Annotated in this window: 14 protein-coding genes and 1 pseudogene; 10 read left to right on the top strand and 5 right to left on the bottom strand. The window is 63.5% G+C overall.

Annotated elements, in window-relative coordinates; translation table 11 throughout:
• The first annotated feature begins 112 nt into the window (after nucleotides 1-112).
• The 6 genes and pseudogenes from BN996_RS14740 (at nucleotide 113) to BN996_RS14765 (ending at nucleotide 5,447) form a co-directional block, all read left to right on the top strand.
• Complete coding sequence (locus BN996_RS14740; RefSeq protein ID WP_089780325.1) at nucleotides 113-553, top strand: DoxX family protein; 441 nt, start codon at nucleotides 113-115, stop codon at nucleotides 551-553.
• Nucleotides 554-649: 96 nt separating this feature from the next.
• Nucleotides 650-1,624, top strand: a complete 975-nt coding sequence (locus BN996_RS14745; protein ID WP_089780327.1) for a deoxyhypusine synthase — start codon at nucleotides 650-652, stop codon at nucleotides 1,622-1,624.
• Between the two features lie 161 nt (nucleotides 1,625-1,785).
• Complete coding sequence (locus BN996_RS14750) at nucleotides 1,786-2,889, top strand: extracellular solute-binding protein (protein WP_089780329.1); 1,104 nt, start codon at nucleotides 1,786-1,788, stop codon at nucleotides 2,887-2,889.
• Between the two features lie 2 nt (nucleotides 2,890-2,891).
• Nucleotides 2,892-3,829: pseudogene (locus BN996_RS14755) on the top strand (ABC transporter permease).
• Nucleotides 3,826-4,707 carry an ABC transporter permease gene (locus BN996_RS14760; RefSeq protein ID WP_089780331.1) on the top strand — a complete coding sequence of 294 codons (882 nt, stop codon included), beginning with the start codon at nucleotides 3,826-3,828 and terminating at the stop codon, nucleotides 4,705-4,707. Before BN996_RS14755 ends, BN996_RS14760 begins: the two are co-directional and overlap by 4 nt.
• On the top strand, nucleotides 4,707-5,447 hold the full coding sequence (locus tag BN996_RS14765; RefSeq protein WP_089780333.1) for an ABC transporter ATP-binding protein: 741 nt from the start codon (nucleotides 4,707-4,709) through the stop codon (nucleotides 5,445-5,447). The genes BN996_RS14760 and BN996_RS14765 overlap by 1 nt, the downstream gene beginning before the upstream one ends.
• Here the strand turns inward: BN996_RS14765 and BN996_RS14770 are convergent.
• Entirely contained in the window at nucleotides 5,369-6,664 is a 1,296-nt protein-coding gene (locus BN996_RS14770) for a DUF6498-containing protein (RefSeq protein ID WP_226908761.1), read from the bottom strand. The two genes, BN996_RS14765 and BN996_RS14770, sit on opposite strands and share 79 nt — an antisense overlap.
• A 121-nt stretch (nucleotides 6,665-6,785) precedes the next feature.
• Between BN996_RS14770 and BN996_RS14775 the strand changes: the two genes are divergently transcribed.
• Entirely contained in the window at nucleotides 6,786-7,133 is a 348-nt protein-coding gene (locus BN996_RS14775) for a DUF8153 family protein (protein WP_089780337.1), read from the top strand.
• Between the two features lie 284 nt (nucleotides 7,134-7,417).
• Here the strand turns inward: BN996_RS14775 and BN996_RS14780 are convergent, their stop codons facing one another.
• From BN996_RS14780 to BN996_RS14790, 3 genes are all read right to left on the bottom strand, one after another.
• Complete coding sequence (locus BN996_RS14780; RefSeq protein WP_089780339.1) at nucleotides 7,418-7,729, bottom strand: DUF7521 family protein; 312 nt, start codon at nucleotides 7,727-7,729, stop codon at nucleotides 7,418-7,420.
• Between the two features lies 1 nt (nucleotide 7,730).
• A complete protein-coding gene (locus BN996_RS14785) occupies nucleotides 7,731-8,102 on the bottom strand; it encodes an ArsR/SmtB family transcription factor (RefSeq protein WP_089780340.1) in 372 nt (123 codons plus the stop codon).
• A 340-nt stretch (nucleotides 8,103-8,442) separates the two neighbouring features.
• The gene (locus BN996_RS14790) at nucleotides 8,443-9,627 is read right to left on the bottom strand and encodes a LolA family protein (RefSeq protein ID WP_089780538.1); all 1,185 of its coding nucleotides are present in this window, start codon (nucleotides 9,625-9,627) and stop codon (nucleotides 8,443-8,445) included.
• Between the two features lie 300 nt (nucleotides 9,628-9,927).
• Between BN996_RS14790 and BN996_RS14795 the strand changes: the two genes are divergently transcribed.
• The 3 genes from BN996_RS14795 (at nucleotide 9,928) to BN996_RS14805 (ending at nucleotide 14,147) form a co-directional block, all read left to right on the top strand.
• Complete coding sequence (locus BN996_RS14795; RefSeq protein WP_089780342.1) at nucleotides 9,928-11,493, top strand: PAS domain-containing sensor histidine kinase; 1,566 nt, start codon at nucleotides 9,928-9,930, stop codon at nucleotides 11,491-11,493.
• A 785-nt stretch (nucleotides 11,494-12,278) separates the two neighbouring features.
• Nucleotides 12,279-12,740, top strand: coding sequence for a nucleoside deaminase (locus BN996_RS14800; protein ID WP_226908762.1), 462 nt, complete (start codon nucleotides 12,279-12,281; stop codon nucleotides 12,738-12,740).
• 1,032 nt (nucleotides 12,741-13,772) lie between these two features.
• Nucleotides 13,773-14,147, top strand: coding sequence for a fumarylacetoacetate hydrolase family protein (locus BN996_RS14805; RefSeq protein WP_089780344.1), 375 nt, complete (start codon nucleotides 13,773-13,775; stop codon nucleotides 14,145-14,147).
• A 236-nt stretch (nucleotides 14,148-14,383) separates the two neighbouring features.
• Here the strand turns inward: BN996_RS14805 and BN996_RS14810 are convergent, their stop codons facing one another.
• Nucleotides 14,384-15,517, bottom strand: coding sequence for an ABC transporter ATP-binding protein (locus BN996_RS14810; protein ID WP_082256299.1), 1,134 nt, complete (start codon nucleotides 15,515-15,517; stop codon nucleotides 14,384-14,386).
• Nucleotides 15,518-15,572: the final 55 nt, after the last annotated feature.

Raw genomic sequence — 15,572 nt, forward strand, 5'->3', positions numbered from 1 at the left:
CGACTATTGATTTTCGAATACGCGGTCTCGGCTCCCGGTTCAGTACCGACCGCCGCTTCGCCGAAACCGACGCCGACAGCGTCTTTGACCGCCGGTCCAACGTCGAGTCGAGATGGCCTTCGCCGCCGAACGACTCACTCGACTCAAGACGCCGCTCCGGTACGCGATGGGTGCGCTCTACGTCCTCGCCGGCGTGATGCACTTCGTCGTACCCGACGCGTACGCGCAGGTCGTCCCGCCGGTCTTCCCGGCGGCGCTCGCGCTCGTCTACGTCTCGGGCGTCGCCGAAATCGCTCTCGGCGTCGGCGTCGTCTTCCGCCGCACCCAACGCATCGCCGCGTGGGGGCTCATCGCGCTGCTGGTCGCGGTCTTCCCCGCGAACGTCTACATGGCGACGAGCGATATCGCCCTCGAAGGCGTTCCGTCGGCGCTTCGGGAGCCCTCCGACGCCGCCCTGTGGCTCCGACTGCCGCTTCAGGGCGTGCTCGTCGCGTGGGCGTGGTGGTACACGCGACCGGAGTCCGACGGCGTCGACCCGTCTCCGAGCCGGTGACCGTCACCGAGTGAATCGGTGTCGAGCCCCACGCTGTCCGGCTGTTTTCGGGACCGAACGGAACTGATTCAAGCGCGCCGGTGCGAGCCGTACCCGATGACCGAAGACGACACTCACGACCACGTCGTCCCCGGAAGCGACGAGGCCATCAATTCGGCCGACGTTCGGGGCTACGACTTCGACGGCCCGTTCGACTTCGACGAGTTCCTCGACGCGTACGCGACGACCGGCTTTCAGGCGACGCAGCTCGCCGAGGCCATCGACATCGCCGAGGAGATGCAGGAGGCGGACGCGACCGTCTATCTGACGTTCACCTCGAACATCGTCTCGTCGGGCCTGCGCGAGGCCGTCGCCTACCTCGTCCGCGAGGGGTTCGTCGACGTGCTCATCACCACCTCCGGCTCGCTGACCGAGGACGTCATCAAGACCGCCAAGCCGTTCAAGATGGGCTCGTGGGACGCCGACGAAGGCGCGCTCCGCGAGCGCGGCATCAACCGCCTCGGGAATATCTACGTCCCCTCCGACCGGTACGTCTGGCTCGAAGAGTACCTCTACGACTTCTTCGAGGACTTCTTCGCGGAGGAGAAGGTGCGGACGCCGACGGCGTTCGCCCGCGAGCTGGGCGAGACGCTCGACGACGAACATTCGGTGTTGAAGCAGGCGGCCGACAACGACGTGCCGGTCTACTGCCCGGCGCTCACCGACGCCGAGGTGGGTAACTTCCTCTACTACTACCGACAGGGCTACGACAAGGACGTCGGCATCGAGATTCTCGACGACTACGACTCGCTCATCCAAAACGGCCTCCTCGCGGACGAAACCGGTCTTATCGCCGTCGGCGGCGGCGTCCCCAAACACCACGCAATCATGACGAACCTCTTCCGCGGCGGCGCGGACTACGTCGTCTACATCTCGACGGGGATGGAGGGCGACGGCTCGCTGTCCGGCGCGCCCCCGAACGAAGCCGTGTCGTGGGGGAAAATCAAGGACCACGACACGAACTACACGCAGATCGAAGCCGAGGCGACGCTCGTCTTCCCGCTCCTCGTTGCGGGCGCGTTCAAGAGCTAGCGCGCCGCCGCGCCCTATTGTCCCCTTTGTAGCGGTATGTGGGTGTCCCAACCGTCGAAACGGCTACGTTAGGCTCATAGCAATCCCCTTTAGGGGTCGGTCGTGTTGCCCGAGTGATGGTATCAACGAGGCGAAGTTTCATCGGGGGTTCTGCCGCTGCGGTGGCGGGTCTCGCCGGCTGTCTGACGACGAGCAGTTCCGAGAGTGACGCCGACGCGACGGGTTCCGGTGGCGGCGACGCGGAGACGTACGAGGTCGGGTATCAGGACTTCCAGACGAACATCGAGGCCACCGCGTTCCCCGATATGCTGTACTTCTACTGCGTGCAGTCCGGGTGGATGAACTGGCCGTCGCTGATGCAGTCGTTCGAGGATTCCTACGGCGTGGCCGTCCACGACGACGACCGCTCGTCGGGCGAGGCGCTCCAGCACATGCGCTCGCACTCGAACAACATGACGCACTCCGGGTACAACGGCGGCTACACCTACGGCATCGTCGCCCGGAACGAGGGCTTCACGCAGGCGTACAAGCCACAGGGGTGGGACAAGGTTCCTGACTCGCTCAAGACCGACGACGGCCACGTCACGGCGACCCGCCGGGTGACGACGGCCGTGACCTACCGGAAGGACATCTACGAGGAACGCGGCCTCGACGAGCCGACCACGTGGGAGGACCTGCTCCAGCCCGAAATCATGCAGGACCTCGCGCTCCAGACCCCGCAGGCGGCGGTCGGGCTCGCGGCGGCGCTGTCGGTCAACAACGCCCGCGGCGGCAGCATGGACGACCTCCAGCCCGTCATCGACTACTACGAGCGGATTCAGGAGGGCGGCGCTGAGTTCACCGACAACTTCCTCGCGCAGTTCTCCCGCGGCGAGTACGCGACGTTCATCCGGTACGACTACTCCGGGCTCGACCTCAAGTACAACAACGACGAGGTCGCAGAAGAGAACGTCGGCGTCGCGCTCTTGGGCGGCGAGAACGGCGATAAGGGCGCGCTCAACATGCCGTACGGCTACGCGCTCTTGGAGGGCGCGCCGAACCCGGCGGCGGGGAAGCTGTTCATGGACTACGTCCTCTCGCTGGAGGGCCAACAGCAGTTCCTCGACGCCTACGTCAGGCCGATTCGCTCCTCGGAGCTGGAGCTTCCCGACGAGTTCATCGACCCGAGCGAGTACGACCGGACCGAATTTCAAGTCGACTACGGTCAGTTGGTCGAGAAACAGGAGGGCATCATCCGAGAGATAACGCGCGGCGCGAACATCTGAGGATGTCCGACCGACACGCCGGGAACAGTCCGCTCTCGACGCTCCGGGCGCTCGCGGCGCGGGTGGTCGGCGCGTCGAGAGCGTCGCGAACCCCGTCACCGAACGAGAGCGCGAGTACCGCCGCATCGTCGCGCTGTGCGCGCCGTTTTCGGTGCTGTTGCTCGTCGCGGGGCTGTACCCCCTCTCGGAAGTCGTTCGCATCAGCGTCTCGACGGCCCAGTACCGGTCGGTCGGGTTCTCGCTCGACGCCTACGCGACGCTGTTCGGCGACCCCTACTACCGCCGGGTGGCGTTCAACTCCCTGTGGCTGACCACGGGAACGACGCTCGTCTCGGTCGGGCTCGCCGTCCCCATCGCGCACGCCCTCGAAAAGTACGACCTGCCCGGCGAGGACCTCCTCGTCACGCTCGTCTCGTTTCCCATCAGCCTCCCCGGCATCGTCGCCGCGTTCATGATTCTGGTGCTGTTCGGGAACAACGGCGTCGTCACGGCGCTCGCGGCCGCCCTCACCGGGAGTCGGCCCACCGACCTCGCCTTTGCGGTCAGCGTCCCGGGGCTGTTCGTCGCCTTCGTGTACTCGATGGTGCCGCGCGCGACGCTCATCCTCCGCGGGACGTACGCCGAGGTCGACTCGGCCGCCGAGGAGGCCGCGCAAGCCCTCGGCGCGACGCCGTTCGAGACGTTCCGGTACGTCACCCTCCCGCAGATTCGACCGGGCATCACCGGGGCGCTGATTCTCACGTTCCGGACGGGACTGGCGATTTTCGGGACGCTCGTCGTCATCCAGACGCTCGTCGTCTGGACGCTCCAACTCTCGCGGGAACTCGGCGTCGGCTACGACGTGCAGGTCGCCGGCGCGATGGCGACCGTCTACTTCGCGTTCACGTTCCTGTTCACCGTCCTCGGGCTTCGGTACACCAGCGCGGAGGTCGGGATATGACGCCGTCCCTCTCGCGTCGGTTCGGACGGTCGGCCGTGACGCTGGCCCTGTTTTCGACGGTCGCGTTCCTCATCGCGCCCATCGTACTCACGATCGTCGCCTCGTTCGCCGCGAGTTGGACCGGCGTCCTCCCTTCCGGGTTCGTCACCTTCGAGAACTGGCGGGCGGTGCTGGGGCTCGCGGATACGATTGGCTCACAGCGCAGTATGGGATGGGACCCCCTGTTCAGCCTCCCGCTCGGCGGCGAGACGCTTTCGGTGTTGGTCCCGGCGGAGCTGGCGTTCAGCATCGGATTGGCGCTCGGCGGCGTTCTCATCAACCTCGTCGTCGGCGTGCCCATCGCGTACGCAGTCTCTCGCTACGAGTTCCCGGGGAAAGAGTGGGTCAACGCCGTCTCGGTGCTCCCGCTCGTTCCGGGCGTCATCTTGGGCGTCGCGTTCCTCCGGGCCTACCCGGACCTCTCGGCGACGAGCTTCGGGCTCATCGTCGGTTACTCGCTTTTGAAAGCGCCGTTCATGGTGATGGCCGCCCAAAGCGAGTTCGAGTCGATGCCGCTGCGACAACTGGAGGAATCGGCCCGCTCGCTGGGGGCGTCGTGGCCGCGGACGTTCCTGACGGTCATCGTGCCGAACGCCCGCTCGGGCATCGTCTCGGGAGCCATCATCTGTTGGGCGCTCGCGGCCGCGGAGTTCAACTTCTCGTACATCGTCTGGGCGAAAGGCACCCAGCCGCTGGCGCTCTTCTTGCAGCGACACATCTCGAACAGTTCGTTCACCAAGGCGGCGGCCGCCGTGTCGATGTTCTTTTTCATCATCGTCGCGGTCACCCTCTTCCTACAGCGGGTCGGTCGCCGCGGATTCGACACCAGAGGTAGCTAATGGCAGACGTGACACTAGACGCGGTCCGAAAGGACTACCACGACACGACGGCGCTGAACGGCGTTTCACTGACTGTCTCGGACGGCGAGATTCTGGGCGTGCTCGGCCCCTCGGGGTGCGGGAAGACGACGACGCTTCGAACCGTCGCCGGCTTCGAGACGCCGACCGACGGCGCGGTCAGGTTCGACGGCGAGGACGTGACGAACGTCCCCCCGGAGAACCGAAACGTCGGATTGGTCTTCCAGGAGTACGCCCTGTTCGACAACATGACGGTCGCCGAGAACGTCGCGTTCGGGCTGAAGATGCGGGGCGTCGGGAAGCGCGAGCGACGGAACCGAGCCGAGGAGCTGCTCGAAATGCTCGACATCGGCGAGATGGGCGACCGCGACCCGACGACGCTCTCCGGCGGCCAACAACAGCGCGTCGGGCTGGCTCGCGCGCTCGCCATCGAGCCGAACGTCCTTCTCTTGGACGAGCCGATGACGGGGCTCGACGCCCAACTGAAGGCGCGCCTGCGGACCGAAATCGGCGCGCTCCTCGCCGAGTTGGACGTCACCGGCCTCTACGTCACCCACGACCAGGAGGAGGCGATGGTGATGTGCGACCGCGTCGCGGTGCTGAACGAGGGTCGCGTCGAACAGGTCGGCACGCCCCGAGAGATCTACGAATCGCCGGCGAACGAGTTCGTCTCGGAGTTCGTCGCGCTCGACGCGCCCGACCTCCCGTTCGTCAGCTGGTGATTCGACCGTGGCGACGCGATATCGACGGCGTCCGAGGAGAGGTGCGGCAGTCGGTACACGCGGTCATCGCGTTCGAGCCGAAGCGTCTCGGTTCCGAACAGTCGGTCGGTGGCGCTCCGGACGCGCTCTAGTTCGGACCGCGGCTCGGAAGCGAGTCGCCACTGCGGCCCGAACAGCCGGTCGTAGCCGACGAGTCGCCCGTTCCCGCCGTCCTCGTCGTCGACGCGGTACTCCATCGCCAGATACCGGAACGACCAGTCGAAGACGCCCAGTGCGGCGAATCCCACCGCAATCACCACGGCTCCCCCGAGCAGTTCGACCGCGACCCCGTCGGTCGTCGCGGTGCTGAACAGGCCAATCAGCGTCAATCCGGCCACCAGCAGGACCGAAAGCGGGGAGCGAAGCCCGCGGACGACTCCGCCAACGACGACCGCCGACGGCCTCGGTCGGACGAGGTCTGAGCCGTCCCGCGTGCTCTCGATTCGCTCCCACTCGGGGAGGTCGGGAGCGAGTCCGAGTTCGACCGACGTGCGCTCGTCGTACGCTTCCAGTTGGTCGCGGTAGACGTCGACGATATCGGCGAGCAGTTTCACCGCGAGGACGAACGCCAGCACGAACGGCGGCGGGGCACCCGCGATGACGAATCCCCCGCCGATGAGGAGCGCCGAGCCGGTTCCCGCCATCGACACGAGCGCCGACTGAAGCGGTTGCTGCGGCGGGACCGACGCGTAGGTTCCGCTGAGGACGTACCGACCCACGTCGACGGCGCGGCCGAAGATAACGGCGAGCACGCCCAAGCCGACAGAGAGCGATTCGGCGTCGGTCATCGTCGTGCCCGTGGTCTCCCCGACGCCGCCGACACCGATTGCACCGAAGAGGGCCCAGCCCACGCTTCCGATGGCGAGGGCCACCAGGATGGCCGGGAGATTCGCGACCTGAATCGACAGCGGCAGGACGGGGAGACCGATTCGCCCGCGCTTTTCCGACAGAGCACCGAACACGAGCCACGAAAAGCCGTTCGCGTCGTAGGTCGGCTTGCCCTCCGCGAACAGCGCCTCCACCGCGGCACCGACGAGGCACGCGCCGAGTTCGACCCAGTAGACCGCCAACAGCGCCACGAGCGACCAGTCAAGCGCGAGCACGCCGACGAGGGGCACGGCGTTGACCGCCATCAACACCGCCACTTTCGCTCGCCGCCTCTCGCTGGGAGTGAGCATTGTTAGTGCAGAGACATTTCGCTCGGAACAGTTAGGTGGTCTGACTCGCGTCGGGCGGTCGGAACCGCGCCTCCGCGACCGGAAAACAAGATTGATACTGTCAACTAATCATCTAGAATGCGTGCGTCCCTTCATTCGATACCTCGCCTCGCTCGTCGTCGGTCTCGTTGTCGCCGGTGTGGCCGTCTCGGCCGCCGACGCGCCGGGGTTGCTTCCCGTGGCAATCGCTCCGCTGTACGCGGCGACGACCGCACTCGTCCTCCGCCACCGCGACGGTTGGGGGCGACTCTTTCGGTTCGGAGACCAACGCTGGAGCGACCGGAAGCGGGGTGCGCTCGGGGGCGGCATCTGTGCGATCAGTTTCTCGCTGCTGCTCTCCCTCTCGGTCCCGGCTGGCATCACCGGAATCGGGCTGATGCTCTTCGGACAGGCGCTGACGGTCGCCGACTACGAATCGCTCCCCGGGTAGTCGCGCGCCGTCGAGACCGGTCGAGAGCGTTTTATCAGATATATGATTGGATGGGCGAAACGGCGCGTACGATGGCCCCTCCACGGTGGTCGGCGTCGTCCCCACGCTCCGGGAGCTCGCGCACCCGTGAGGCGGGCTTCGGACCTGTCGCTTCAGGGTTGACGACGAGTGAACGATGTTAGTCACGAGTGAGCGATGAATGAGCGACGAGTGAGGAGAGAGTGCGAGGTGAACGTGAGTGGGGAGTAGCCCCGGTGGGACCGCCGCGACGGCCCGCGAACGGACTACCCTCGCGAATGTAACGAGTAGGCGATGAGGAGGACGCCGCAGAACTGGAACAGCCGCGTGACGAGCGTGAGCGGCTGCTGGTACTGGAGGCCGATGTAGCCCTGACGCAGGAGCACCGAGCCGACGAAGGCGACGCCGAACGCGACGGCCGTGAGGAGGAACAGCCCCGCGGAGAGCGCCCGCATCGTCCGGCTGTCGTGACGGCGGTAGCCGCGGTAGGCCTGATAGCCGACGTAGCTCCCGACGAGCGTCGACCCGAGGGCGAGCGCGACGATGAGCCAGTCGAGGACGGCCGACGGGGTCGCCATCTCAGAGGTCCTCCCACATCCGTTTGAAGCGGTCGGCGGTGTCGGGTTCCCCCTCGCCGGGGAACGACTCGTCGCCGGTGCGCGTCAGGGACGCCTCGAACGACCCGTCGTCTAATTCGACGGCGAACTCCGAGAGCGTGGCGGTGTAGACGCTGTAGTGGTTATTACTGGTTCGAATCTCGGTCTGTTCGTCGAGGAGTCCGTACGCCTGTAATCGTTCCACTCGGCGGTAGACCGTCGGTTTGGACATCTCACACTCGTCGGCAAGCTCTTGTGCGGACATTGGTCTGGTACTCGTTGCTGCGAGGATGTCCCGGGCGTACTCGTCACTGAGGAGATCGAGAACATCACCCAACGCCGGATCCTCACTCACGGTGGTCGAATGACTGCTCGGCGGATTAATAGGCCCACGGGTTTCCACCCCTGTTGGTCGCGGCGACCGGCTCGGGACGGGGGTGCGGTGGGGCTGTCGGGATAGCACGGTGGTTCGGATTACTGCGACGGTACTGCGGGGCAGTACGGCGATGCCGTGGAGGGACTGCCGCGTCAGCGATGACCGCGATGGGTGCCGGAGTGCTGTCAGAGGGCACAGTACGGTACTGCTCGGGAGGGCAGCCCGATATCAGTTCGGCGGGGCCCATCGCAGTTCGACCGACGCGACGTGAGATTATATAAAAAGGGGGCCAGTTTCTGACCCAGAAACTCGCGCGATTTCAGGCCGGACAGCCGACGGAGCGACCGACTTCGACGAGGCGGTCCGTCTCGACGCCGGTCCCCCGGACGGTGTAGCCGTAGCCGTCGCAGTTCCACGACAGCGACGTGGTCGGCCCGTAGTCGAGCGTCGCCGGCCGCCCGCCGACCGTCGCGTCGCGCTCGTCGGCGTCGATATCGAGGGTGTAGTTGAACTTCGCGACCGTGAGTTCGCGGCTGCCGGCGGCGTAGCGGAGTCCGACCCCCTCGATGCGGCCGGTGGTCCGCGTGGCGTAGACCAGTTCGTACGCGGGCGGGACCGTCGGCTCCGGAACAGAAATCGAACTCCGCGCTTCCAAGTCGGCTCTGTTCCGGAACCACTCCGTGTTCGGTGTCCGCTTGCGCTCTACGGTCGTGTTAGCGTCGATGTCAGGTCGGAACGCGTCGGCCGACAGCGACGCGTCGAACGTCACGTTCGTATACGTCGTCGTCACCGACCGCCGAGTCCCGTCGGCCGTCCACGCGGTCTGTTTGCGAAGCGGGTAGAACCGCTCGGTGTCGAGCCACAACCGCTGGTGGTAGCCCGCCTCGCTCCGATTCGTCTCGGGCGCGATGTCGAGGACGTACGCCTCGCGCCCGCCGACGGTATCGGTCTCGACGAACTCGACGGCGTAGCTGCGGTTCGCGTCGGCTCGCGGGGCGGCACCGGCGTGCCGCGGCACGACGGGGAGCGGTGACACGCCGATGGACTGCGGGCGACCGGCGTCGTCGGTCAGCCCCGCGGCCGCGACGAGCAGTTGGAGCCGTTCGGCCGTCCGCGACTCGGCCGGCGGGCCCGTCAGTTCGATGACGGTGACCTCAGCACCGTCTGTGTCGTGAAGCCAGAGCGTCGACCCGTTCGAGACCTGCCGGTCGTACTGTCGATTCGCGGCGCTCCGGAAGTCCACGCGCTTCCGCTCGGTCTCCGGGACGAGCGTCACGTCGGCGACGGTCCGGGACGTCGTCGTGCCGTTGGCTCGAACTTCGACCGTCTGCGTTCCGGTGAGCGTGTCGATGCCGCGGTAGCGCTCGGTCACGTTCGCGTCGACCGAGGGGTTCGCGTCACCTATCGCGCCCCCCGTCGTCCAGAGGACCGCGGAGAGCGCGACGGCGAGAAGCACGAACGCGGCGAGCGTGCGTCGGTTGAGGCGGAGTGGAGGGCGGGTCATGCTGGTTGCACCCTGACAGGGAGTTCGACTGCGTGTCTGGGAGCCGACGGCTAAATACTTCTGGACGACGGGGACGGTCGAACCGACACCGACCGACAGCGATAGCTCCGTCGCGGGGGTCAGTTCGGCCATCCCATCCACTCGCTTTCGCGGGATATCCGGCGTTCGGTCCGAAACGACGTTCGTGACGCAGTTTCCCGGCGACAAGCACTCGACGTCCGTGAACGAACAGGCATCCGAGTGGTTCACCCGCCGAGTCTCGGGTAGATTAATGCACGCCTAGGAGGTATACAAACAGTAATGTCAGACGAGCCGGTTGGATTGTTCGAACACGTCGAAGCCGACCTCATTCTCCGAGAGTTCTTTCAGGAGGTGACCGAATACGCGATATTTCTCCTCGACGCGGACGGGTTCGTGGCGACGTGGAACGAGGGTGCGAAGCGGATCAAAGGCTACGAGCGCGACGAGATTATCGGTCGCCACCTCTCCGTGTTTTACCCCGACGAGGGCGACGGCACGTCCCCCGAGACGGTGCTCTCAATCGCCGAATCCGAGGGGAGTTACGAGGAGAAGGGGTGGCGCGTCCGGAAAGACGGGTCGCGCATCCTCGCGCACGTGACCGTCCGCGCGCTGAACGACGACGCCGGGGAACTCAAGGGCTTCACGAAGATCGTCCGGGACGTCACAGAGACCTACGAGTACCGACAAGAGTTGGAGCGAAGCCGAGACCGACTCGAACGCACCGAGCAACTGGCCGATATCGGCGGGTGGGAAGTCGACTACGAGACCGACGACCTACAGCTGACCGATGGAACCAAACGGCTGGTGGATATCCCGCCCGACGCGGAACTGACGCTCGACGAACTCAGAGACCACTTTCACGAAGACGACCACGAGATTATCGACGGGGCTATCGAGGGCGCGCGAACCGACGGCGAGCCGTTCGACATCGAGATGCGAGTGGTAACGGCGACGGGGCGAACGCGGTGGGTCCAAGTCCGCGGCGAGCCGACGGGCGACCGGATGAACGTCCGCGGCGCGGTGCGCGATATCTCGGACAGAAAGGAGCGCGAAGAGCGACTCATGGTGCTGAATCGAGTGCTTCGCCACAACCTTCGGAACAACCTCAACATCGTCAGCGGCTACGCGCGGGAGCTTCGTCGGGACCTCGACGGGGTCGATATCCCGGCGCTGGGCGATGACGACCACAAACGGTTACACGAAACGCTGGAGAACATCAGCGAGACGACCAAGGGCATCGACACGGAACTGCGGACGCTCGACAAGTTGGTCGACGCGGCGAGCAAGTTCTCGGCGGACGCGATGGTGTCGAAGACGAACCGAATCATCGAGAACGCCGACGGGCTCATGGCGACCGGCGAGAAGGCTCGTCGATTCGAGAGCGTCGTGAAGGAGGACGCCGACAGACGCCCGGTTCGCGTCGACGACGTGTTCACCGACCTCAAACAGATCTACGAGCGGAAATACCCCGAGGTAGAGATTCGACTCGAACCGGGCGAACAGACCGTACTCGCGGGCGAACACTCGCTGTACCTCGCGCTCGACGAACTCGTACAGAACGCCATCGTCCACAACGACGAGGACTGTCCCGTGGTTGCGGTCGCGTCGCGCCGACTCTCCGGCGAGCGAGTCGCAATCACGGTCGAGGACAACGGCCCCGGCATCCCGCGGATCGAACGCGAGATTCTGAAACGCGGGAAAGAGACCCAGCTGGCACACGGGAGCGGGATGGGGCTGTGGACCGTCCACTGGTTCGTCACGCAGTTCGACGGCGAAGTCTCTATCGCGGATCGCGACGAACGCGGGTCGTCGGTCGAAGTGAGGCTCCCCACGCCGGAGAACTGACGACCGATTCGGACCGTGCACCACGTTCTGCACGGACGGAGAACTCGGGTCGACAACGACGGCGTTCTGGATTACGGTGGGATGATGAGGCAGACGACGTTCCCCAGATACGCTCAATTATTTAGATTATCCGGGAGTTTCTGAATTTCTGAACGATGTGGATTATGCGGATATTTCATACTATTTCGATAGCGTCGATTCCGTAGATTCGGTGCCCACGATTGAAGAGATACGTAACCAGGAACACCCCAATTATTCACATACCTCAAATAATTTGCAATATCCACTGAACTTGGATTACCCACATAATCACCGATTCAGCCGCGTCGAATCTGTGTCCGAACGCGAATCGCGGGGAGGCGCTCGATTTTCCAGAGTATCCGAATTATCCAGATACTATCGCTTATCGGGGTTGCGTAACTCGTCCGCCGTCGCCAAGAAATCTCTCCGAGAGAGATTATGAACGCAGTCTGGGAAATATACATAATTCGGATTACTTGGCTTTGTCAGATAATCCATATAGCGATGACTAGTCACGGGTGCGGAACTCGGATAACGCATTATATCTGAGTGTCGTGGATTATTCAGATTACCAAAAGTAGGTGAGTGACTCAGATACTTCTTCTAGTCGAGAAATCTATCGACTGTCGATTCTCCAGAGAACTCGGGAGCCTCGAATAACCGAGGAAATCTGCTAAATCCACGCTCTCTAGATAATCTGAAGTATTCAGATTGTTCGAGCGCCGTTCGATTTAACTCGCGTTCGAGCGTGGCAGTAGGCGACTGTGACGACTCACTTCGACGACTTCGACCACGAGACACACATGCGCGAGAGTTTCGAGCTCGCTCGGGAGGCCGCCGCTCGCGGCGACGAGCCGTTCGGGTCCGTGCTCGTCCGCGACGACGAGGTCATCATGCGCGACTCGAACCGCATCGTGACGGAGTCCGACATCCGACGCCATCCCGAGTTTCACCTCGCCTACCGAGCGTGCCGGGAGTACGACGCTGACGAGCGAGCGGCGATGGTGATGTACACCAGTACTGAGCCCTGTCCCATGTGCGCCGGCGGAATGGCGACCGCCGGGTTCGCACGCGTCGTGTACGGCGTCGGCGGCGACGAAATCGGAGAGTTCGTCGGGTCGGCTCCGGGCGTTCGGTCGGCCGCGGTTCTCGACGGCGTCACCGAAGTCGTCGGCCCTGTGCTGAACGAGGAGGCCCGGCGAGTTCACCGAGCGTACGAGTGGTAGGAATCTGCCCGGCTTTCACTGCGACTAAACACCGACTCGGCCGGAGCGCGAACGCCCGAAACCCGGGAGCTTCGAACAATAGAAAATCCGATATTATTTTCGAATACCTTGGTCTAGAACCTATTCTTACTTCACCCACAGGTTGATCCCGGATGGACGGACGTTCGGGCCCACCTGTCGAGATATTTATTCCGATAGAGGCCTGTTCTATCCCTGAAATTCACGTTCTGCCGACGAAACTGTATTTGAACTGAACGAGCCATTCGCTTTCTCACGTCGGTCTCCGAATAGCTCTCTTTTTCACGCTTAACGGGTGTTTGAGGGCTATTGTGGGTGCTTTACCGGTTCGACGATAGACGAGATGCGTTCGACAACAGTAGTCGTTCGGAAATCTGTGGTAGCTATTTGACTAGTCTCTTAGTAGTATTTGAAATTGATATGACTGGGTGACACGGAGGGGTTGGTGTCGAATTACGGACCGACCCGTAGTCGGTTGGTATCGAGATGCTCACTCGACCGAGAGGCGACGAACCGATGCCGATTAACGAGAGCTTGTTCCGAATCGCAGAATGATTTTCGGAGACGGGCCTACATCCCTCTGTGGGCCCTTTACGGCTAATAATGAGTTTGAGTGAGAAATTCATTACACCACTATATCCGTAATTTCAGGTGCGAGAATGGGGACCTTCAGACCAAATAATCAGAGTGGTACAGAGGAGTTCGCGCGGATGGGTTCTGAAAACGAGAACTAGATATCAACGTACTAACACCGCCATACGGCTCGAACAGTAGGTCAACTCAAAGATAGCTCGAACGTCTAACAACGGATAGCTCTACTGTCACCCGACGAGAGCGGCGAGGTGTCCTGCTTAGTCTCAGTTACGCACCCGGACCCGCACTCACGCACAACGGAGCCACCAGTATTCTGTAACTCAGAACGAGTGCGCTTATCTCCCGGACTGCGGAGACGACGCGTGGTACGAGTCCCACAGAACAGAAGTTCAGTAGATTCGATTATAAGCGAGGTTTTGAATGGAGTACCACCAGCTTGAGGTGTCGAGAGAGCGCCGACGCCGACCTTCGGACGTTCGGGGACGTGGCTCAGGTGGCGAGTCCCTCCCACAGGCGAAGGTCTACCACCGCTGTTGTTCTATCGGCCCGTCCGTGGTCACGTCCGAAGGTGTGGATGGCCCGCACGGATTAGCCACGAACACGAGCGAGATGGTCCGGGGCTGTGAGGAACTCGTGTCGTATGTCACGCGCCACAACGCGGTCCCCGAACTGGCGGTCATCCTCACGGGTACCTCGCTCGACCCCGAACAGCCGTTCGACCTCCAAGCGGGCGACCGCGCCGATATCACCGTCGAAGGAGTCGGGGCCCTCTCGAACTCCGTCATCACCGTATGAGTTCCACACCGACAGCTATCACGGGGGCCCAGTCTTCCGCCGGGTTGAACACACGGGGCCCACGGGACCGTCGATAGGGTCACCGCGCCCGGTCGTGTGCGCTGAATACCGACGACAGGTCGTTTGGCGACGAGTCAGGCCCGCCTCACTTGCGTCTCGCTCGGGGGAAACGCTGGTTTCAGTCGGTCATCTTCGCTGGCGCGCTGAATCGTCGAGTTGACAGGACTGCTATCGGCCTATTGGCCCGCCGCCGCCTCTAACGGCTGTTCGCCGCGAGAGAGAATGTTAATGCCGTCCGAGCGCCGAAAGAGATGCAGTCGCTCCTCGTCGAAGGCCAACGAGAGTTCCTGATTCGTGTCGGGTTTGACGTCCCCGGGCACGCGGACCCAACACTCGTCGCCGTTGATGTCGAAATGGAGGTAGTTGTCCGAACCCACCGGCTCGCGGACGTCGAGGTACGCGCGAACCGCGTTCGGCTCGCCGCCGTCTGTGAGCGTGATGTTCTCGGGGCGGATACCGAGCACGAACTCGTCGATACCGTCCGCGTATCGGTCGATGCGTTCGAGGACCCGCTCGGGGAGGTCGTAACTGAAGCCGTCGGCGACCAGCGACGACCCGGACAACTGCACCTCGAACTGGTTCATCGGCGGGTTCCCGACGAAGTCGCCCACGAACAGGTTCCGCGGTTCGTTGTATATCTCCTCCGGCGTCCCTATCTGCTGGAGTTCGCCGCCGTCGACGACCGCGATGCGGTCGGACATCGTCATCGCCTCCTCTTGGTCGTGGGTGACGTACACCGTCGTCGTCCCGAGCGTGTCCTGTAGCTGCTGAAGCTCCGTCCGCATGTGCAGTCTGAGTTTGGCGTCCAGATTCGAGAGCGGTTCGTCGAACAGGAAGACCGACGGCTCGCGCACGATGGCGCGGCCCGTGGCGATGCGCTGTTGCTGCCCCCCCGAGAGGTTCCCGGGATACTTGTCGAGTTGGTCCGTGACGCCCATCATCTCCGCCGCCTCCGTCACCCGCTTGTCGATCTCCTCTTCCGGGAGGTCGGTCGTCAACTGCAACCCGTAGCTCATGTTCTTCCGCGCGGTCATGTGCGGGTACAGCGCGTAGTTCTGAAACACCATTGCGACGTCGCGGTCCTGCGGCTGTACCCCGTTGACGACCCTGTCTCCGATTCGTATCGTCCCGTCCGTGATATCTTCCAGACCCGCAATCATCCGGAGCAACGTCGACTTACCCGACCCAGAGGGACCGACAATCGTCAGAAACTCCCCGTCTGCTATCTCGAAGCTGATGTCGTCGACGGCGACGATGTCCGAGTCGCCGCCGTAGACTTTCCGCACGCTTTCGATGCTAACAGTACTCATACTGCGTGGGTTGCCAAGAGAACTAATAATAGTTGTGGTTACGCTTTTCAGACCG

This window comes from Haloferax massiliensis, from assembly GCF_001368915.1.
In the GTDB taxonomy this organism is placed as follows: Archaea; Halobacteriota; Halobacteria; order Halobacteriales; family Haloferacaceae; genus Haloferax; species Haloferax massiliensis.

Bases quoted from the DNA above. Each gene is read 5' to 3' on its own strand.
- BN996_RS14810 (WP_082256299.1), bottom strand. From the start codon at position 15,517: ATGAGTACTGTTAGCATCGAAAGCGTGCGGAAAGTCTACGGCGGCGAC.
- BN996_RS14740 (WP_089780325.1), top strand. From the start codon at position 113: ATGGCCTTCGCCGCCGAACGACTCACTCGACTCAAGACGCCGCTCCGG.
- BN996_RS14795 (WP_089780342.1), top strand. From the start codon at position 9,928: ATGTCAGACGAGCCGGTTGGATTGTTCGAACACGTCGAAGCCGACCTC.
- BN996_RS14760 (WP_089780331.1), top strand. From the start codon at position 3,826: ATGACGCCGTCCCTCTCGCGTCGGTTCGGACGGTCGGCCGTGACGCTG.
- BN996_RS14765 (WP_089780333.1), top strand. From the start codon at position 4,707: ATGGCAGACGTGACACTAGACGCGGTCCGAAAGGACTACCACGACACG.
- BN996_RS14805 (WP_089780344.1), top strand. From the start codon at position 13,773: ATGGAGTACCACCAGCTTGAGGTGTCGAGAGAGCGCCGACGCCGACCT.
- BN996_RS14770 (WP_226908761.1), bottom strand. From the start codon at position 6,664: ATGCTCACTCCCAGCGAGAGGCGGCGAGCGAAAGTGGCGGTGTTGATG.
- BN996_RS14780 (WP_089780339.1), bottom strand. From the start codon at position 7,729: ATGGCGACCCCGTCGGCCGTCCTCGACTGGCTCATCGTCGCGCTCGCC.
- BN996_RS14745 (WP_089780327.1), top strand. From the start codon at position 650: ATGACCGAAGACGACACTCACGACCACGTCGTCCCCGGAAGCGACGAG.
- BN996_RS14790 (WP_089780538.1), bottom strand. From the start codon at position 9,627: ATGACCCGCCCTCCACTCCGCCTCAACCGACGCACGCTCGCCGCGTTC.